The organism is Bacillus solimangrovi (genome assembly GCF_001742425.1).
In the GTDB taxonomy this organism is placed as follows: domain Bacteria; phylum Bacillota; class Bacilli; order Bacillales; family Bacillaceae_N; genus Bacillus_AV; species Bacillus_AV solimangrovi.
In genome coordinates this window covers 59,155-79,292 of the sequence record NZ_MJEH01000005.1, presented here as the reverse complement: position 1 = coordinate 79,292, position 20,138 = coordinate 59,155, and the positions used below count along the sequence as shown (strand labels likewise).

17 protein-coding genes are annotated in these 20,138 nt (G+C 36.5%); 14 read left to right on the top strand and 3 right to left on the bottom strand.

The features are described from left to right. The first annotated feature begins 31 nt into the window (after nt 1–31). From BFG57_RS02560 to BFG57_RS02540, 5 genes are all read left to right on the top strand, one after another. The gene (locus BFG57_RS02560; RefSeq protein ID WP_069715901.1) at nt 32–955 is read left to right on the top strand and encodes a dipeptidase; all 924 of its coding nucleotides are present in this window, start codon (nt 32–34) and stop codon (nt 953–955) included. Nucleotides 956–1,297: 342 nt separating this feature from the next. Next, nucleotides 1,298–3,043 carry a 2-oxoacid:acceptor oxidoreductase subunit alpha gene (locus BFG57_RS02555; RefSeq protein ID WP_069715900.1) on the top strand — a complete coding sequence of 582 codons (1,746 nt, stop codon included), beginning with the start codon at nt 1,298–1,300 and terminating at the stop codon, nt 3,041–3,043. 2 nt (nt 3,044–3,045) lie between these two features. Then, nucleotides 3,046–3,912: a 2-oxoacid:ferredoxin oxidoreductase subunit beta gene (locus BFG57_RS02550; RefSeq protein ID WP_069715899.1), complete on the top strand. Its 867-nt coding sequence runs from the start codon at nt 3,046–3,048 to the stop codon at nt 3,910–3,912. Between the two features lie 221 nt (nt 3,913–4,133). Next, the gene (miaB, locus tag BFG57_RS02545) at nt 4,134–5,687 is read left to right on the top strand and encodes a tRNA (N6-isopentenyl adenosine(37)-C2)-methylthiotransferase MiaB (RefSeq protein WP_069715898.1); all 1,554 of its coding nucleotides are present in this window, start codon (nt 4,134–4,136) and stop codon (nt 5,685–5,687) included. Next, nucleotides 5,688–6,122 carry a YlbF/YmcA family competence regulator gene (locus BFG57_RS02540; RefSeq protein ID WP_069715897.1) on the top strand — a complete coding sequence of 145 codons (435 nt, stop codon included), beginning with the start codon at nt 5,688–5,690 and terminating at the stop codon, nt 6,120–6,122. A gap of 85 nt (nt 6,123–6,207) precedes the next feature. On the opposite strand, the gene BFG57_RS02535 is transcribed toward BFG57_RS02540, so the two are convergent. Continuing rightward, a complete protein-coding gene (locus tag BFG57_RS02535) occupies nt 6,208–6,579 on the bottom strand; it encodes a VOC family protein (protein ID WP_069715896.1) in 372 nt (123 codons plus the stop codon). A 492-nt stretch (nt 6,580–7,071) separates the two neighbouring features. Between BFG57_RS02535 and BFG57_RS02530 the strand changes: the two genes are divergently transcribed. From BFG57_RS02530 to hfq, 5 genes are all read left to right on the top strand, one after another. Beyond that, the gene (locus BFG57_RS02530; RefSeq protein WP_069715895.1) at nt 7,072–7,629 is read left to right on the top strand and encodes an outer spore coat protein CotE; all 558 of its coding nucleotides are present in this window, start codon (nt 7,072–7,074) and stop codon (nt 7,627–7,629) included. A gap of 143 nt (nt 7,630–7,772) precedes the next feature. Beyond that, entirely contained in the window at nt 7,773–10,382 is a 2,610-nt protein-coding gene (gene mutS, locus BFG57_RS02525; protein WP_069715894.1) for a DNA mismatch repair protein MutS, read from the top strand. A 26-nt stretch (nt 10,383–10,408) separates the two neighbouring features. After that, nucleotides 10,409–12,283, top strand: a complete 1,875-nt coding sequence (gene mutL / locus BFG57_RS02520) for a DNA mismatch repair endonuclease MutL (RefSeq protein ID WP_069715893.1) — start codon at nt 10,409–10,411, stop codon at nt 12,281–12,283. A gap of 340 nt (nt 12,284–12,623) precedes the next feature. Beyond that, nucleotides 12,624–13,553 (top strand): tRNA (adenosine(37)-N6)-dimethylallyltransferase MiaA, encoded by a 930-nt coding sequence (miaA, locus tag BFG57_RS02515; protein ID WP_069715892.1) that lies wholly within the window; start codon nt 12,624–12,626, stop codon nt 13,551–13,553. Nucleotides 13,554–13,600: 47 nt separating this feature from the next. Further along, the gene (gene hfq / locus BFG57_RS02510) at nt 13,601–13,825 is read left to right on the top strand and encodes an RNA chaperone Hfq (protein ID WP_069715891.1); all 225 of its coding nucleotides are present in this window, start codon (nt 13,601–13,603) and stop codon (nt 13,823–13,825) included. A 101-nt stretch (nt 13,826–13,926) separates the two neighbouring features. Here the strand turns inward: hfq and BFG57_RS02505 are convergent, their stop codons facing one another. Continuing rightward, entirely contained in the window at nt 13,927–14,889 is a 963-nt protein-coding gene (locus BFG57_RS02505) for a tyrosine-type recombinase/integrase (RefSeq protein ID WP_069715890.1), read from the bottom strand. Nucleotides 14,890–15,079: 190 nt separating this feature from the next. On the opposite strand from BFG57_RS02505, the gene spoVK reads away from it, so the two are divergent. After that, the gene (spoVK, locus tag BFG57_RS02500; protein ID WP_069715889.1) at nt 15,080–16,021 is read left to right on the top strand and encodes a stage V sporulation protein K; all 942 of its coding nucleotides are present in this window, start codon (nt 15,080–15,082) and stop codon (nt 16,019–16,021) included. A gap of 10 nt (nt 16,022–16,031) precedes the next feature. On the opposite strand, the gene BFG57_RS02495 is transcribed toward spoVK, so the two are convergent. Next, nucleotides 16,032–16,643: a trimeric intracellular cation channel family protein gene (locus tag BFG57_RS02495; RefSeq protein WP_069715888.1), complete on the bottom strand. Its 612-nt coding sequence runs from the start codon at nt 16,641–16,643 to the stop codon at nt 16,032–16,034. A gap of 322 nt (nt 16,644–16,965) precedes the next feature. Between BFG57_RS02495 and hflX the strand changes: the two genes are divergently transcribed. The 3 genes from hflX to BFG57_RS02480 all read left to right on the top strand — a co-directional run bounded on the left by hflX (nt 16,966) and on the right by BFG57_RS02480 (nt 20,128). Next, on the top strand, nt 16,966–18,231 hold the full coding sequence (gene hflX, locus BFG57_RS02490; protein WP_069715887.1) for a GTPase HflX: 1,266 nt from the start codon (nt 16,966–16,968) through the stop codon (nt 18,229–18,231). An 18-nt stretch (nt 18,232–18,249) separates the two neighbouring features. Beyond that, on the top strand, nt 18,250–19,512 hold the full coding sequence (locus tag BFG57_RS02485; protein ID WP_069715886.1) for a methionine gamma-lyase family protein: 1,263 nt from the start codon (nt 18,250–18,252) through the stop codon (nt 19,510–19,512). A 211-nt stretch (nt 19,513–19,723) separates the two neighbouring features. Beyond that, nucleotides 19,724–20,128 (top strand): MerR family transcriptional regulator, encoded by a 405-nt coding sequence (locus tag BFG57_RS02480; RefSeq protein ID WP_069715885.1) that lies wholly within the window; start codon nt 19,724–19,726, stop codon nt 20,126–20,128. Nucleotides 20,129–20,138 lie beyond the last annotated feature (10 nt).

Below are 20,138 nucleotides of genomic sequence, written 5' to 3'. Positions count from 1 at the left end.
TGAAGATTACTAAATCTTAAGGAGGAGCATGATGAAAATATTTGATGCTCATTGTGATGTGTTATATAAACTATGGGGAAATGAACATCTTTCCTTTTATAATGACAAAGATTTGCATGTTACATATGAACAACTTCAAATGACTGGAGCAAAGGTACAATGTTTTGCTATATTTGTACCTAACGATGTCCCATATGGAGCAAAATTTCAAGCTGCACTTAAGATGGTAGATTTATTCTATAGTAGAGTCATTAACCCATATGATCAGATGGTACACATTCAAACACGTCAAGATTTGTTAAACCTGAAGGAAGATGAAATTGGTGCAATTCTTTCTTTAGAGGGGGTCGATGCGATTGAAGGTAATGTTCTTTATTACAAAACGTTGTTAAGGCTTGGGGTTCGCTCTGTCGGTTTAACTTGGAACGATGCTAATTTAGCTGCAGATGGTATTTTAGAAGAACGTGGAGCAGGATTAACATCGTTCGGGAAGGAACTCGTAGAGCTTAACAATGAGTATCATATTTGGACAGATGTTTCACACCTAAGCGAAAGAGCATGTTGGCAAGTTCTTGAATTAGCAAAGAAACCACTTGCAACTCATTCAAATGTGAAGTCGTTATGTAATCATCCACGTAACTTAACAAATGAGCAAATTAAGATGCTCATTCAACAGAATGGAAGAATCGGTCTAACATTTGTACCACAATTTCTCCGAAATGATGAGAATGCATCAATAAGTGATCTATTGCGCCATTTGGATTTTGTATGTCGATTAGGTGGAGAAGATTATGTTGGATTTGGTTCTGATTTTGATGGTATTGATGTAATGACGAAAGGGCTTGAAAATTATCGTTGTTATGAAAATCTTATTAATCAATTATTGAATTATTATACAGTTAATCAAGTAAACAAGTTTCTTTTTGAAAATTTAGCATCTGATTTCCTCAGCTAGGATTTCACACAGAATTGTCAGTCAAATTTCGTATGTAAAATGTAAAAAACAAGAAAATTCGACCATAAACGTCTGTAATTGTGAGCTAATCAGACTGAATTGGTTGTTTTTTTTAGTTAAATTGCAAAATTGAATGAAAATACACAAATTTGTCATAAATCAGTTGCTAGGTCTTGCATTTTTATAGTGATAGGTCTAGAATTGAAATCGTTTAGTACATATTTTATCGAGCAATCATTTCATTAAATAAAATGATTGAGTTAATTATTTTAATTAGAAGAGTGCTATACATACTTTTAACTAAAATTGTAGAAATGATTGCATTATAAAGGGGTGTAAAAGATGATCAATCAACTTTCATGGAAAGTTGGCGGACAACAAGGGGAAGGGATTGAAAGTACTGGTGAAATTTTCGCGATTGCATTAAATCGCTTAGGTTATTATCTATACGGATATCGTCACTTCTCTTCTCGTATTAAAGGTGGCCATACAAATAATAAAATTCGTGTCAGCACGACACAAGTGCGTTCAATTTCAGATGATCTTGATATATTAGTAGCATTTGACCAAGAAACAATTGATGTGAATATTCACGAACTACATGATAGTGGTGTCGTAATTGCAGATGCTAAGTTTAATCCAACAATTCCAGAGGACAGCAAGGCAACATTGTATGCTGTACCATTTACAGAGATTGCAACAGAACTAGGAACTTCTCTTATGAAAAACATGGTAGCAGTTGGAGCTTCTAGTGCGGTATTAGACCTTGATGTTGAAGAATTCCGTGAAGTCGTTCAAGAAATCTTCGGCAGAAAAGGCGAAAAAGTCGTTGAAAAGAACATGGAAGCAATTAAACAAGGTGCTCAATATATTAAAGAACAAACGAGTGGTAATGTTCAATTGATGCAACTTGAAAAAGCTGACGGAAAGAAACGCATGTTCATGATCGGTAACGATGCAATTGCAATGGGCTTCCTTGCTGGTGGTGTTCGTTTTATGCCAGCATATCCAATTACTCCAGCTTCAGAAATTATGGAATATTTAATTAAAAAGCTTCCAGAAGTTGGTGGAACAGTTATTCAAACGGAAGATGAGATTGCAGCATGTACGATGGCAATTGGAGCAAATTACGCAGGTACGCGTTCAATTACAGCTTCAGCAGGTCCTGGTCTTTCATTAATGATGGAAGCAATTGGTCTTTCTGGAATGACTGAAACACCATTAGTTGTCGTAGATACACAACGTGGTGGACCAAGTACAGGTCTTCCAACTAAAGTAGAGCAATCGGATTTAATGGCTATGATTTACGGTACACACGGTGACATTCCAAAGGTTGTAATGGCACCAAGTACAGTACAAGAGGCATTTTATGATGCAATTGAAGCGTTAAACATTGCCGAAGAATATCAAATCCCAGTTATCTTATTAACTGACTTACAAGTTTCTCTAGGGAAACAAACGGTAGAGCCGTTAGATTATAACAAAATTGAAGTACGACGTGGTAAGTTAAACCCGAAAGAAGAGCTTCCAGAATTAGAAGCGAAAGAAACGTTCAAACGTTATGAAGTTACTGAAGACGGTGTCTCACCACGCGTAATCCCAGGTATGAAAAACGGTATTCACCACGTTACGGGTGTAGAGCATAGTGAAAATGGTCGCCCGTCAGAGGTTGCAGAAAACCGTAAAGCACAGATGGATAAACGTCTTCGTAAGCTTGATAACTTAGCAGAGAAGTTCCCAACTCCTGTTCACGTGACAAAAAATCATGAAGATGCAGACGTATTGATTGTTGGTTTTAATTCGACTCGTGGTGGAATTGAAGAAGCTATGGAGCGTTTAGAGGCAGATGGGATTAAGACTAATCATGCTCACATTCGTCTTATCCACCCATTCCCAGTTGAACAAATGAAACCACTTGTAGATGCTGCGAAAAAGGTTGTAGTCGTTGAATACAATGGTACTGGTCAACTAACTAGCATTCTTAAGATGAACATAGGTCAACATGATAAAATTGAAAGCATGTTGAAATATGACGGTAATCCATTTAAACCGAATGAAATTCACAGAAGAATTAAGGAGTTGTTCTAATCATGGCAACATTTAAAGACTTTCGTAACCAAGTGAAACCAAACTGGTGCCCTGGCTGCGGTGACTTCTCTGTTCAAGCTGCAATGCAGCGTGCAGCAGCGAATGTTGGTCTTGAGCCACATGAGTTAGCGGTCATCTCCGGTATCGGTTGTTCTGGACGTATTTCAGGTTATATTAATTCATATGGTTTCCACGGTGTTCATGGACGTGCTCTTCCAATTGCACAAGGTGTGAAAATGGCAAACAAAGATTTAACGGTAATCGCATCTGGTGGTGATGGTGACGGTTTTGCAATCGGTATGGGTCATACAGTTCACGCTATTCGACGCAACATTAATGTTACTTATATCGTTATGGATAACCAAATCTATGGTTTAACAAAAGGTCAAACATCTCCACGAAGTGGTACAGGGTTTAAAACGAAAAGTACACCACAAGGATCGATTGAATCTGCTCTTTCTGTAATGGAATTGGCGTTAACAGCTGGTGCAACATTCGTAGCACAAAGTTTTTCAAGTGATTTAAAGGAGCTTACATCACTAATTGAGCAAGGAATTCAGCACGAAGGTTTCTCTTTAATTAACGTGTTTAGCCCATGTGTTACTTATAATAAGGTGAACACGTATGACTGGTTCAAAGAGAACTTAACTAAGCTAAGTGATATTGAAGATTATGATTCTGCTAACCGTGTGCAGGCTATGCAAACGTTAATGGAGAAAGATGGACTTGTTACAGGCCTAATCTACCAAAATAAAGAGCAGAAATCTTATCAAGAGCTTGTTCCAGGTTATGCTGAAGAACCACTTTCACACGTTGACCTGAAAATTAGTGAAGAGCAATTCGATAAGCTTGTATCTGAATTTATGTAAATATTAAAAGTGAGACTGTTGCAACTTTCCATTCATTGAAATGGTAATCATATCATAATTTGTACATCGTTCTCGCTTAAAAAACACCTGATCATCACGTATAGATGGTCAGGTGTTTTCACATCTTTCTTTAGTCGCTTATGAAGGCAATGCTTGCACCAATTAGATCTACCATTTATAATTTTTAATGTTGTACTGATGATCGAAAGGAGTTAATTTTTATGAACGAGCAACAACGAAAAGAAACAACTAAAATTAAGCAATCTAATCCAGGGGACAAAAAATCCCTCAAGGAAAAAACGAGTGAAGACTTTGCGAAGTTTTTTGAAACGACATATGTAGCCCCTTCTTTAAAAGATGCCAAAAAACGTGGGAAAGAAGAAATTAAAGTTCACCGCGATTTTGAAATTCCAGAAGATATGATTGGGGTTGGGAAAGACAAGAAATTTTATATTCGAACGTACGGCTGTCAAATGAATGAGCATGATACTGAAGTAATGGCTGGGATTTTCATGCAACTTGGTTTTGAGCCTACAACAACAACAGATGATGCAGATGTAATTCTGTTAAATACGTGTGCAATTCGTGAAAATGCGGAAAATAAAGTGTTTGGAGAAATTGGTCACTTAAAGCCGCTAAAGCAAAAAAATCCTGATGTTCTCTTAGGTGTATGTGGTTGTATGTCACAAGAGGAATCAGTTGTCAATCGAATCAATCAAAAGCACCCATTTGTCGATATGATCTTTGGTACACATAATATTCACCGTTTACCTCAAATTATTCGTGAAGCAATGTTCTCGAAAGAGAGAGTTGTAGAAGTATGGTCGAAAGAAGGGGATGTAATTGAAAACCTTCCTAAAGTTCGACAAGGTAACATTAAGGCTTGGGTAAATATTATGTACGGATGCGATAAATTCTGTACGTATTGTATCGTTCCTTATACACGAGGAAAAGAGCGTAGTCGTCGCCCTGAAGATATTATTCAGGAGGTGCGTCAACTAGCTGCACAAGGGTATCAAGAAATTACATTACTTGGGCAAAACGTAAATGCGTATGGAAAAGACTTCGAAGACATGAAATATGGTTTAGGTGAATTGATGGATGAGATTCGAAAAATCGATATTCCAAGAATACGTTTTACAACAAGTCATCCACGAGATTTTGATGATCGTCTAATTGAAGTACTTGCTAAAGGTGGAAATCTTGTCGATCATATTCATCTTCCAGTTCAATCAGGTAGCTCAGAAATTTTGAAGTTAATGGCGCGTAAGTATTCGAGAGAATCTTATTTAGAGCTAGTTCGGAAAATTAAAGAAGCCATTCCCAATGTAACACTTACAACGGATATTATCGTAGGTTTCCCTAATGAAACAGATGAACAATTTGAAGAAACGTTATCATTAGTACGTGAAGTTGGATTTGAAAGTGCCTATACATTTATCTATTCACCACGAGATGGTACTCCAGCAGCAAAAATGCAAGATAATATTCCAATGCGAGTTAAGAAAGAACGCTTGCAACGATTGAATCAACTAGTGAATGAGCAGGCAGCAGAGACGATGAAAAATTATATCGGTCAAGAAGTAACTGTACTTGTTGAAGGAGAGAGTAAAAATAATTCAGAAGTACTTGCAGGATATACGGAAAAAAGTAAGCTTGTAAACTTTAAAGGTCCTAAGTCTGCAATTGGTAAAATTGTTAAAGTGAAAATTAATAAGGCAAAGACATGGTCTCTTGATGGAGAAATGATTGAAGAAGTAGCAGAGGTGAACTAAATGGGGAAGTATACGAAAACTGATATTATCGCAGAAGCAAAAGCATTAGCAAAAATGGTATCTGAGACAGAAGAAGTTGATTTTTTCAAACGAGCTGAAGAACAAATTAATAAAAATGAAAAAGTTCAACATTTAATGAAGGCAATTAAAGCTTATCAAAAGCAGGCTGTTAACTTCCAAGCATATGGTAAAGCAGAAGCTTTAAAACAAGCTGAAGAAAAAATAGAAGAATTAACTAAACAATTGGATGAGATTCCAATTGTTGAAGATTTCAAGCAATCACAGCTTGAAGTAAATGATTTACTTCAACTTATTTCATCAACGATATCGAATACCGTAACAGATGAAATTATTAAATCAACAGGTGGAGATGTCCTAAAAGGCGAAACTGGATCAAAAGTGAGTGCTGGTTCTAGCTGTGGTGAAGAGCATTAATAATAGAAGGACCGACAGATACATGTCGGTCCTTTCTGCTTACCAATAAGAATGTATTAACGAAACAACGTGATTCTATCTATCATTAACCCTCAACTTTTTCTAACAACTCTATTCGATTACCAAATGGATCGTAGAAAGAAAAACGTTGTATTCCAGGAATGATTTTTTCTTCATTGATTTTGACTTTGGCGGTTTCTAAATGTTTTCTAGCAGCAGCTATATCCTGTACCTCAAAGGCTGGATGCCTTTTTCCTTTATTCTCGTTGATTGATTCTGTACCGATATGCAATTGAATGTCGCCAGCTTCTAACCAAAACCCTCCATTTGATTTCAGTGAATCAGGTTTTTCTATCTCTTTCATCCCAAGAATGCCACAATAAAAATTTCGCGCCTCTTCTTCCTTACCCAATGGAATACATAACTGAACATGGTCAATACGTTTAAAAGTGATCATTTTCATTCCTCCCCAGTAGTTATTGTACTTGAAAGTATTCGGAAGTTAAATTTTGCTTTTCCTATCACTATCGATAAGAAATTCGTTAAAATTTCATGTACCGTATTTTAATATGATTAATATTTGATTAATTATAGTAGGTTGCTATTTAAAACTTGTTAATGATCTATAGAAATGAAGTTATTGTAAGTATTCAGTACTTTTAAAAAGAATGTCTTAAACGACTTTCGTAGAAGTTTCACTTTATAGTTCTGATTTTTCATGACAGGACATAGACTGAGAAGGAAAGTATACCAATGTTCTATATTGATTACGTTTGTATGTAGGTTGTTGTATCGTAATGTTTCATCATGTTGTAACTCATATAATGATGTTCACTAACGTTATAAAAGGCTAATAAAAAATGTGACTCTTATTAGCAAAAAAAGTAACATTGGGCTAATGTCCTGCATAGGATAACTATGAACCATTGAATGAGGAGGTATTGCTCTTATGTCAGTCGAAAGGGATAGTTATTTAAGAGAGATAATATCAAAGGCTGTTTGTGGGAAGGGAAAAAAATTCACACAGGCAACGAATACGATTACACCTTCTCACAACCCATCTAGTATTCTTGGCTGTTGGATTATCAACCATCAATATGATGCTAAGAAACAAGGTGACGTTGTAGAAGTTGAAGGTACTTATGACATTAATGTATGGTATTCTTACAGCGGAAATACTAAAACAGAAGTTGTGACAGAAACGGTTTCTTACAAAGATATTGTACCGTTATCATCCAAGGATGAAAATTGTATTGTTGACGATTTAGAAGTGATTGTGCGTGTATTACAGCAACCAAATTGCTTAGAAGCAACGATTTCACCAAACGGTGGTAAGGTGATCGTACAGGTAGAACGTGAATTTCTTGCAGAAGTAATTGGAGAAACTAAGGTAGGAATCAAAGTTTTTCCATATGCTTATGAAGCTGAAGAGGAAGTAGAAGACATCAGTGATGCGGAATTAGATGAGATTGATACAGAGTTTTTGGAAGGTAATTCAGATGAATAAAATTAAAAAAGTACGCTTCTTCTAACAGTGAAGAAGCGTATTTTCTATGTGATTGAATGGACCTACTTGGTTGAATCAACTCTTACGTTAAAAAGAATGTGTTATAATAACAAGCGGAGAATATTGAACTTGGAGGAACAGCAATGGCAAAGTATACGCCAATGATTGAACAATATTTACGAATAAAGGCTGACTACACGGATGCCTTTTTATTTTTTCGTTTAGGAGATTTTTATGAAATGTTTTTTGAGGATGCATTAAAGGCATCTCAAGAACTTGAAATAACGTTAACAAGTCGTGATGGTGGAGGAACAGAGCGAATTCCAATGTGTGGCGTTCCACATCATTCTGCACAAAACTATATTCAACAACTCATCGAAAAAGGATTTAAAGTTGCGATATGTGAGCAAACTGAAAACCCAAAACAAGCAAAGGGAGTTGTAAAACGAGAAGTCGTTCAGCTGATCACACCTGGTACTGTGATGGATGGTAAAGTATTAGATGAGAAGGATAACAACTTCATTGCTTCTGTCACTGATTTTGAGGATGGGACATTTGGTGTTATCTATTCTGATTTAACAACTGGTGAAAGTAAGGTGACATTGCTTCAAGGTGATTGGATCGACGTGATTGGCGAACTGTACGGATTATCTGCACGAGAAGTAATCTTACGTGATGATATTGAACAGCATGTTGAGAAGCTGATTAAAGAACGAATTCCTGTTACGATTTCCCATGAGGAACGAGTAAATACTCCTGAGGGGTTAGAAAATCTCGTTGAAGGATTAGAACAGAATAAGTTAAGGAAAACTTCAGGAAGACTTTTTAATTACTTACTACGAACGCAAAAGCGTTCTCTTGGACACCTACAACCAGTAGAATATTACCAAATTAATCAATACATGAAGCTAGATTTACATTCAAAGCGAAATTTAGAACTTGTTGAAACGATTCGTACGAAAGGGAAGAAAGGCTCTTTATTGTGGTTATTAGATAAGACGATAACTGCAATGGGAGGAAGAATGCTACGTCAGTGGATTGAGAGGCCTTTATTAAAGGAACAGTCAATTAATGAACGATTAAGTATTGTTTCAACACTTCTTGAACAATTTTTTGAGCGTGAAGGTTTAAGAGAGCGATTGAAAGAGGTCTATGATCTTGAAAGGTTAGCTGGGCGTGTTGCATTTGGGAATGTGAACGCACGAGATCTTATTCAGTTAAAAAAGTCATTAGAACAAATTCCTGACATTCTTGAGTTAGTTTCTAAGTTAGACCATTCATATACTACTAAATTGGTAAGCGAGATTGATCCATGTTCTGAGCTTCGAGAAATGCTTGATGAAGGTATACATGAACATCCACCACTCTCAGTGAAAGAGGGAGGGATCATTAAGGATGGCTTCCATGAAGCACTTGATCGCTATCGTGATGCTTCACGAAACGGTAAGGAATGGATTGCAGCACTTGAAAAAAAAGAACGCGAACAAACAGGTATTCGCTCATTAAAAATAGGATATAACAAGATTTTTGGTTATTTTATCGAGGTAACAAAGGCCAATTTACACCTGCTTGATGATGATCGTTATGAACGTAAGCAGACATTATCAAATGCTGAACGATATATTACACCCGAGTTGAAGGAGAAGGAATCGCTCATTCTTGAAGCAGAGGAGAAGAGTGTAGAACTCGAGTATGAGATCTTCTTAGAGTTACGTGAGCAAGTAAAGCAGTTTATTCCGAGCCTTCAAGCTTTAGCTAAATTTGTAAGTGAGATGGATGTATTACAATGCTTTGCGACAATTAGTGATGAGTATGGATATGTTCGCCCAGAGTTTTCGAAAGAGCGTAAAGTAGAAATTCATTCAGGACGTCATCCTGTTGTAGAAAAAGTTATGCATGATAATGAGTATGTTGCAAATGGTTGTTTGCTAGAACAAGGGCGTGAGATTCTATTAATAACAGGCCCAAATATGTCGGGGAAAAGTACGTATATGCGTCAAGTCGCTTTGACTGCTATACTTGCACAAATCGGTTGTTTCGTTCCTGCTGAGAAAGCTGTATTGCCAATATTTGATCAAGTGTTTACAAGAATTGGTGCAGCGGATGATCTCGTCGCTGGGCAGAGTACATTCATGGTTGAAATGCTTGAAGCAAAAAATGCACTCACAAAAGCGACACAAGATAGCTTAATATTACTAGATGAAATCGGTAGAGGAACATCTACGTATGATGGTATGGCATTAGCTCAAGCAATTATCGAATATATTCATAATGAAATCGGTGCAAAGACGCTCTTTTCTACTCATTATCATGAGCTAACCGAATTAGAACAAATGTTAAGTCATTTACAAAATGTCCATGTTCGTGCTGTTGAAGAAAATGGACGAGTTGTCTTTCTTCATAAAGTACAGGAGGGAGCAGCAGACAGAAGTTATGGAATACATGTTGCAGAACTTGCCGAATTGCCAGCTCCATTAATTGAACGTGCTAAGATGATTTTAGCGGACTTAGAATCACAAAATCAGCAAGTTAACTCCGAGGAAGTTAGTACAATTGATACGATGGAACCATCTGAAGATAAGCAACTTTCATTTTTTGTTGCTGAGAATAAAGTGAAGGAAAAAGAATTGAAATCATCTAAACAAGAAAATAACGTAGTTGAAGCACTATTACAGTTAGATCTATTAGAAATGACACCAATTGATGCAATGAACGAATTGTACAAGCTCCAAAAGAAGTTGAAAAATAACTGAATAAAATTCATTAAGAGGTGAGATAGATGGGGAAAATTCAACAGTTAAATGCACAGCTATCGAACCAAATTGCTGCGGGTGAAGTAGTAGAACGACCTGCTTCAGTTGTTAAGGAATTATTAGAAAATGCTATTGATGCAAATAGTACTCGAATATCTATAGAAGTGGAAGAAGCAGGACTTGTAAAAATCCGTATTGTCGATAACGGAGATGGCATGGATGAAGAAGATGCCCGCTTAGCATTTGAACGACATGCCACGAGTAAAATTAAAAATGAAAGTGATCTATTTCGAATTTCTACACTTGGATTTCGTGGAGAGGCATTACCGAGTATTGCATCTGTATCTGAATTAGAGTTGAAAACGAGTACTGGAAATCAGGCAGGTACATTTTTGCGGATTTGTGGTGGAACGATTGAAAAACAAAATCGTTCAGATAGTCGAAAAGGTACAGAAATTACAGTAGAAAATCTATTCTATAATACACCAGCTCGTCTAAAATATATGAAAACCGTTCATACGGAATTAGGGAATATAACCGATGTTGTGAATCGGATGGCTCTTGCTCATCCAAATATTTCGTTTCGTCTATCACACCACGGTAAGAAACTATTATATACAAATGGTAACGGTGATCGATTACAAGTGTTAGCTGCGATCTACGGTACAAAAACAGCGAAACAAATGAAGGAAGTGCATTGGAGCTCGCTGGATTTTACAATCCGTGGTTACATTGTGAAACCTGAAATTACACGAGCATCCCGTAACTATATGTCGATGATCATAAATGGGCGATTTATTAAAAACTACGCCTTACTAAAAGCCGTGCAAGAAGGTTACCATACGTTACTCCCGATTGGACGGTATCCGATTGTTTTGCTTCACATTGAGATGGATCCATTATTAGTCGATGTGAATGTACATCCAGCTAAGCTAGAAGTCCGTTTAAGCAAAGAAAAAGAACTGATGGAAATGATTACTGAAGGTATTAAACAGGATTTGAGAAAAGAAACATTGATTCCGAAGATGGAGAAAAAACAGAAAGAACCTAAACCGTACTCCGAACAGCAAGTATTCACATTAGAGCATAAATTGTCACAACCAGTTAGTGAGGAAGTAAAACAGGGTGAACAGCATATTCAAAGGAGTGAACAACACCAAGAATTTGTTCAATCTCCAGTGAAACGTGTACAAGCAACCAGTGAACACGATATGATTAGAGAAACTGCTGTTAAACATGACCTAGATACGCTTGATGAGTTACCTACTGAGGAACTGACTCAAAACGAACAGGAGATTCCGATCTCTAATGCTTCATCAAGGGTGCCCCCACTGTATCCAATTGGTCAAATGCACGGTACGTATATTTTGGCACAAAATGAGAATGGCTTATATATCATTGACCAACATGCTGCTCAAGAGAGAGTTAAGTATGAATATTTTCGTGAAAAAGTAGGCGAAGTAGCTTCTGAAGTACAAGAATTACTCGTTCCGATAACATTGGAATTTACGCAAAAAGAATCACTTCTAATTGATTCTAGACATGAAGTGTTAAGAGAAGTGGGAATCTTCCTTGAGTCATTTGGTCCGCAAAGTTATATCGTACGTTCACATCCACAATGGTTTCCAAGAGGTTTTGAACAAGAGATTATTGAGGAACTGATTGAACAAGTGATTCAATATAAAAAAGTAGACATAAAAAAAGTACGAGAAGAAGCAGCGATCATGATGTCCTGTAAACAATCGATCAAGGCAAATCATCACCTGCGAAACGATGAAATCTTTGAATTGTTAGAAACGTTACGCAAAACAACCGATCCATTCACCTGTCCACATGGCAGACCAATTATCATTCAATTCTCGACATATGAAATGGAGAAGATGTTCAAACGAGTAATGTAAAGTGACAAACCACAAAAGGTGCAGGAACTTTTGTGGTTTTATCATTTACATCAAAGAACTATAGATAAAGTATGTTTTCACGTTTGTAATTATCAAATCTTGGATAAAATAGGGTAGGAATAAGTATCATTAAAAACATGCAACATTTAATTTGTTACTTCTATCTTAGTAGATGTCCTATATTTTGAAGTGAAGACTTTAGAGGATTTACGTTAAACAGTATGAAGTTGGAAGAGATAGAATGGATTGAAATTGCTTTTGCAAGACGCTGTATTACTAAGATAAATACATAATATAGAAAGACACGGTCGACTTGAACACTTATAGGGTGAGGTATAGAATGAGAGAAAAAGTGATTGCAATCGTAGGTCCAACGGCAGTTGGGAAAACAAAGCTTAGTGTTGAGCTTGCGAAAAGGTTGGATGGAGAAGTAATTAGTGGTGACTCAATGCAAATTTATCGAGATATGAATATCGGTACTGCTAAAGTTACAACTGAAGAAATGCAAGGTATTACACATCATATGATCGATATTAAGAATTTTAATGAAACATTCTCTGTAGCAGAATTTCAACAAACAGTTAGACGCCTTATTTCTGACATTAATGCAAAAGGGCGTTTACCGATTCTTGCAGGGGGAACGGGACTTTATATTCAATCTGTCCTGTATGATTATCAATTTTCAGATGCTTCGAGTGACGAAGATTTTCGTTTAGAACTAGAGGAATTTGCAAAACTCTACGGAAATGAAGCGTTACATGAAAAGTTGCAACAAGTAGATATAAAATCAGCTAGTAACATTCATCCGAATAACGTAAGGCGTGTCATTCGTGCGTTAGAAGTTTTTCATGTAACAGGAATGACTATGCATGAATATCAGGAACAACAGTCATTGGAACCTTGTTATCAGGATACGATCATAGGTTTAACAACAGAACGAGACAAGTTATACGATCGTATTAATAAACGAGTGGATGAGATGATTGATAAAGGACTGTTTGATGAAGTGAAGGGTCTTTATGAAGTAGGTCTTAAAGGTACTCAAGCTGGTCAAGCAATTGGTTATAAGGAAGTAATCTCATTCATAGAAGGTCAATGTTCAAAGGAAGACGCAATCAGTCAATTAAAGCAAAATTCAAGGCGTTATGCGAAGCGGCAGTTTACGTGGTTTCGTAATAAGATGGATATTACGTGGTTTGATTTGACTGAAGACCCTTTTGAGCAAAAGCTTGAAGAAATTTTACATTACATTGCAGGAAAGCTAAGTTAAAAGTAGAATGTTTAAGGAGAAAGAGATATAGAGGAGGACTGTAAACGATGAAACAATCCGTCAATATTCAAGACCAGTTTTTGAATCAGCTCCGCAAAGATAACACATTTGTTACTGTATACTTATTGAATGGGTTCCAGCTTAGGGGGACGGTAAAAGGTTTTGATAACTTTACGGTATTATTTGAAACAGAAGGAAAGCAGCAAATGATCTATAAACATGCAATTTCCACATTTGCACCACAACGTAACGTGCAAATTGAGTTCGAATAATTAGGTCCATGTCCTTTTTTGTTGTTTCAATTTCAAAGAAATTTAAAAACCAGCTTTTATTCTAATTGAATAATGGCTGGTTTTTTTATGTGTTTTAAGATTCAGTTGACAGACAAATGATCCTCTACATATTTATAAAATCGTTTCAAGGATAGAGGTGTTTTAAAGCCGAAATATTGTTGAATTGCCTCCGTAGATTTATCATTTTTGATTTGATCCAAAATACAGGTGTTTCGCATATGTTGAGCACATATACCTTTTCTAAGTTCTGAACGAGCTATCTCTTCACGAATCATTTTCTGTATGGCTATTTCTGTTAATCGTTTTGGTGCATTCTTTTCATATACCCACCGATATGTACCTCTTTGGAAATCAAAAGACACGAACAGTGGGTCGGAACTATGGTAACGAGGACGAACAGGTTCTGGGATCGTTTTAATATAACGATAAAGAAGTTGTTTATCATCTTCCATCAATTCAATTGTTCTGGATAAGCTTGATTCTGATTGTATATCGAGTGAGTTTTGTTCAAAGTGAAGGTGCTTCATTCTTAATGAAACTAGCTCTTGTAATGTAAGGCCATAAGTCAATAATAATCGAACGATCATGATGTTTCGATCGATTAATAAATGACGTGAGCGTAATTGATTATCCGTTAGCCCTGATGTAGATTGAAGGGTTTTCATTAATTGTTCCTGTTCTTGTTCAGAAATAAAGTCTGCCTTTTGAAGAGTTTTCTTTTCGAGGTTAAGATTCATTTCTGGTGGTGTATCAGTTAAATTATAAAAAAGATTTAAGCGCTTTAACACAGTGTGAATCCGTTTCATTGTAGAAAGAGAGTAGTTGCGCTCAGTAAATAAATATTGGAAAAATAGTTCGTAATCTGCTTGTGTTAGTTCTTTCCAGTTATTGGAATTGTTGTTATTTTCTTTATAATAACGAAAAAAATCTTCTAAGTCGTAACGATAACGTTTGATAGTCGAAGGTCTACGTCCACGTGCTTGCAAATATTCTAAAAATTTAATCACATCAGACGGTAACGTTACATCATGCAAAGTGTCCATTTTCTTCTCCTCATTCTATTGGCGTATTATTCATCACTTGTTAGATATTTATAATTCTTTCTTTATTATAACAAAAGTTTTGAAATACGCCTTATATAAGGGAAAAAGCAGTCAGTCAAGAAATAAAAAATGGGCATTTATCACACTTTTTTTTAATTCACTCATATACTAGTGAAAAGGGGTGAGTGGTGTGCAGCAACCATTATCAACAAAGAAGAATGGACAAATCAACATTGTTCTGAAAAAAAATCAGCATGAATACTCCACTTTGAAAGAACCTCCCGCAGAATTGCAGCAGAAAATTGATGTCATGAATGAACATATTCCGTTAAAGCAAATTGAAACTGAGATGGATAAATTAATTGGTTTACAAGATATAAAAGAAGTTTTAAGAGAAATGTATGCATGGTTATATGTAAATGAAAAACGAAGAGAAGTGGGATTAAAGGAAAGTAGTCAAGCGCTCCACATGATGTTTCGTGGAAATCCAGGGACAGGTAAGACAACGGTTGCAAAATTGTTAGGTAAGCTGTTAAAAGATATGAATATATTAACGAAAGGTCATTTGATTGAAGCTGAAAGGGCAGATTTAGTTGGTGAATATATTGGTCATACAGCACAAAAAACTCGGCAGCTGATAAAAAAATCACTAGGTGGAATTTTGTTCATAGATGAGGCATATTCGCTTGCAAGAGGTGGTGAAAAGGATTTTGGAAAGGAAGCAATTGATACCCTTGTTGCACACATGGAAGAGCAACGAGAACATTTTATTTTAATTTTAGCTGGTTATCCGAAGGAGATGGAACATTTCTTATCGTTAAATCCTGGTTTAAAGTCGAGGTTTCCAATTGTAATTGACTTTCCTGATTATAAAGTTGATGAGCTAATGGAGATTGCAACACTTATGTTTGAAGAAAGGGAATATGACGTTTCAACTGAAGCATCAATGAAGTTAAAGCAACACCTAGCACAAAAAGCATCTTATAAAAAGGACTTCAGTAATGGACGTTACGTACGTAATATTGTAGAAAAAGCGATTCGTTCACAGGCAATCAGGCTTCTAGAGCATAAAGAATTTACGAAAAAAGACTTAATGACGATTAGAAGCCATGATCTTTCCTTTCAAGAGTAATATTTAATATTTACATGTTATTTGATAGAGGACGATATGGTAATTTCCATCTATAATGATATGAAACCATTCGCAAGATGACGACTAACGATAACAACAGATAATAATGCCAACTACTTGTTGCAATACCAAGACCAATCACAAGTCCTGCAAAAACAGCCCAGAGTGCGTATATCTCTGAACGTAAAAATACGACAGGTTTCCTGCGAGCAAGTACGTCACGGATCATCCCACCACCGCTACCTGTGAGAACTGCAGCTACGACAACGGCACTTAAAGGGTGGTTCATGGCTGTGGCGTATAATGCTCCTTGGATTGCGAAAGCACCTAGTCCAACGGCATCAGTGAAAGTTCCAAATTTCTTCCAAGGTTTTAAAATGCTATTTGGAAAGAAGAATAGTAATGTGATTACGATGATAGCAAGTGTAAAGAGTGTACCTTGCTCCCATAGTGCGGATACAGGAACACCGATTAGTAAATTCCGTATCGCTCCGCCTCCAAATGCAGTTGCTAAGCCTAATATATAAACTCCGAAAATATCATATTCTTCTTCCATGGCAACAATTGCTCCACTAATTGCAAAGGCAACAGTACCAATGATATTTAAAATATCCCAAGACACGTGCTCAGGACCTCCTTTTTCATTGTTGTAATAAACTATGTTTGTTGAAATGCTATAGTTAATAAAACTTTCTTTTTTAAATATGTAATTACCTCAAGGAATGGGGAGGATGAGAATTACAAACGCATGCCTAACTGTATTCAACGTAAGAATTTTAATCGTTATCAATTAAAACATCAAGTGATTTGTTCATAGGTAATGCTCGTTAATGAGTTATTTTACAAAAAAAATTTTGATATATAAAAGAAGATTAGTACATCAGCTTATCAGTTTGGTATACTGTCAACAGGTAACTAGATGAAGGTCAGAAAGAGGGAAGAAATTGAATCAAGTACAAGTAAATGAAAAAGAGCGGGTCGTATTAATAGGCTGTAAGCTTAATCAAGGTGATTCTGAACGTTTTCAATATTCAATGGATGAGCTTGCTGCATTAGCTGAGACGGCAGGCGCTGAAGTGCATGCGGTGTTCACTCAAAATCGTGATCGTATTCATCCAGCTTTATATATAGGTAAGGGTAAAGTAGAAGAACTTGCAACTTTCGTAGAAGAGATCGAAGCGGACTTAATAATCTCAAATGATGAACTTTCACCAAGTCAGTTGCGTAATTTAGGTAACACGATTGATATACCAATTGTCGATCGTACACAGCTCATTCTCGATATTTTTGCAAATCGAGCCCGAACTAAGGAAGGGAAATTACAAGTCGAACTTGCTCAACTGCAATATATGTTGCCTCGTTTAGTTGGACAAGGCACTGCTTTATCACGACTTGGAGGAGGTATTGGGACACGAGGTCCTGGTGAAACAAAGTTAGAAACTGATCGACGTCATATTCACCGCCGTATAGATGAAATCAAACGTCAATTGAAAACTGTTGTTGCACACCGAGAACGTTATCGTAGTCAACGGAAGAGAAATCAAACGATTCAAGTTGTCTTACTCGGTTATACGAATGCTGGAAAATCAACAATTTTCAATCAGTTAACAGAAGCTGATGCCTATGCGAAAGACCAATTGTTTGCCACACTTGATCCATTAACGAGAAAAATTCAATTACCGAGCGGGTTAACAGTATTACTTACAGACACAGTTGGATTTATTCAAGACTTACCAACTACATTGGTGGCTGCTTTTCGTTCCACATTAGAAGAAGTAAAAGAGGCTGACCTCATGCTTCATGTAGCAGATTCATCACACCCTGATGTTTTTCAGCATGAGCAAACTGTACATAAGTTGTTAGATGAGTTGGATGCAGCGAACATTTCAATGCTAACCGTATACAATAAGAAGGACTTATTAGAAGATGCATTCATACCAGCAAAAGGATTGGATTCACTTCAAATAAGTGCATATGATGATGATGATATTATTCAATTATTACAGACGATTGAGGAGAAACTCCAAAAGCAAATGGAACCATATCGAGTTCTGCTTTCACCTGATGAAGGAAAGCTGCTCGCTCAATTGAAGCAAGAGACGATCGTTACACAGAGAAAGTTTGATGAAGAAAGAGAAGCGTATCGTGTACACGGATTTGTACAGCAATCACATCCGTTATATACAACGTTAAAGAAATATGAGAGATAGAGAAGGAGTTTATTCAGCATGTTGCAATACCACCCTAAGTTAAATGTTTTAATAGAAGAAACGGAACAAGTTATTGCTCCAATTCATCGCCAAATGGAGAAGGTTGCAGAGTTGCACCAGTTCCGTGTATTAGAATCATTTCGAAATCATCGAGTAAGTGATTTTCATTTCACACCATCAACAGGTTACGGATATGACGATCTCGGTCGAGATACACTTGAAGAAATATACGCTGACGTATTTGGTCATGATGAAGCAATTGTTCGCCCGCAAATTATTTCGGGTACACATGCTATTTCAACCGCATTGTTCGGTGTATTACGTCCTGATGATGAGCTTGTGTACATAACAGGTAAACCATATGATACGTTAGAAGAAATTGTAGGTATTCGAGGTAATGGAACTGGTTCGTTACGAGATTTTAACATTAGCTATCAAGCAGTCTCACTTACAGATGAAGGATCAGTTGATTATGAAGCTGTAAAAAAAGCAATTACAAGTAAAACAAAAATGATCGGTATACAGCGCTCAAAAGGGTATGCATCAAGACCTTCATTTAATATAGAAGAGATTGAAAAAATGATTCAGTTTGTCAAAGGAATAAAAGAAGATGTTATCGTATTTGTAGATAACTGTTACGGGGAATTTGTAGAAGAACTAGAGCCCTGCCATGTTGGAGCGGATTTAATCGCTGGTTCTTTAATAAAAAACCCAGGTGGAGGACTCGTTAAGACAGGCGGTTATTTAGTCGGAAGAAAAGATTTGATTGAGCAGTGTGCATTTCGATTAACATCTCCTGGAATAGGGAAAGAAGCGGGGGCTTCTTTATATAGTTTACAAGAAATGTATCAAGGCTTTTTCTTTGCGCCTCATGTTGTTAGCCAAGCGTTAAAGGGTGCTGTTTTCACAGCAGCACTGTTAGAGAAGATTGGAATTACAACAACACCAAAATGGAATAGTAAACGAACAGATCTTATTCAGTCTGTTACATTTGAAGATCCAGATATGATGACGGTGTTTGCTCAAGCAATACAACAAGCTTCTCCTGTTAATGCTCATGTAAAACCGACAGCAAGTTATATGCCTGGTTATGAAGATGATGTCATCATGGCAGCTGGCACATTCATTCAAGGTGCAAGTATTGAATTATCAGCGGATGGTCCGATGCGTCCACCATATGAATGTTACGTACAAGGTGGTCTAACTTATGAACATGTAAAAATTGCAGTTTGTTCAGCAGTTTCACAACTGATTGAGAAAAAGATTCTCACGCTTGATTGAGAAATTTAGATTAGGTAAAGTACAGTAAACTCTCATGAGCTGTACTTTACTTATTATGTGTATTGCAAAACTTCACGTTAAAATCAAAATTCGGAAAATTCCGATGTGAAAAAACCTAACATACAATTGACAGTAGAACTTACATTATGATATATTATGATCAAGTTAGGAATGAAATAATACATATTTCAACAAGATTGGAGGGGTAGAGATGAGTGACAACATCCGTCGTCATATGCCACTATTTCCGATTTCAATAGTGAAACAATTGACAGAATTATCTGCGAGACAAATTCGTTACTATGAGGAGCATAACTTGATTAAACCAGCACGAACAGAAGGTAATCGACGCTTATTCTCATTTAACGATGTGGATACATTGTTAGAAATAAAAGAATTGATTGACCAAGGTGTAAATTTAGCAGGAATTAAGCAAATTTTTGAAGTGAAATTACAGAATGAGCAACCAGTACTTACAAAGCAAGCTGACGCAGAAACGACGAAAGATTTAACAGATACAGAACTACGTCGCTTGTTGAAGAATGAATTGATGCAAGCTGGTCGTTTCAATCGTACAGCCCTCCGTCAAGGGGAAATGTCAAGATTTTTCCATTGATTTTTTATAA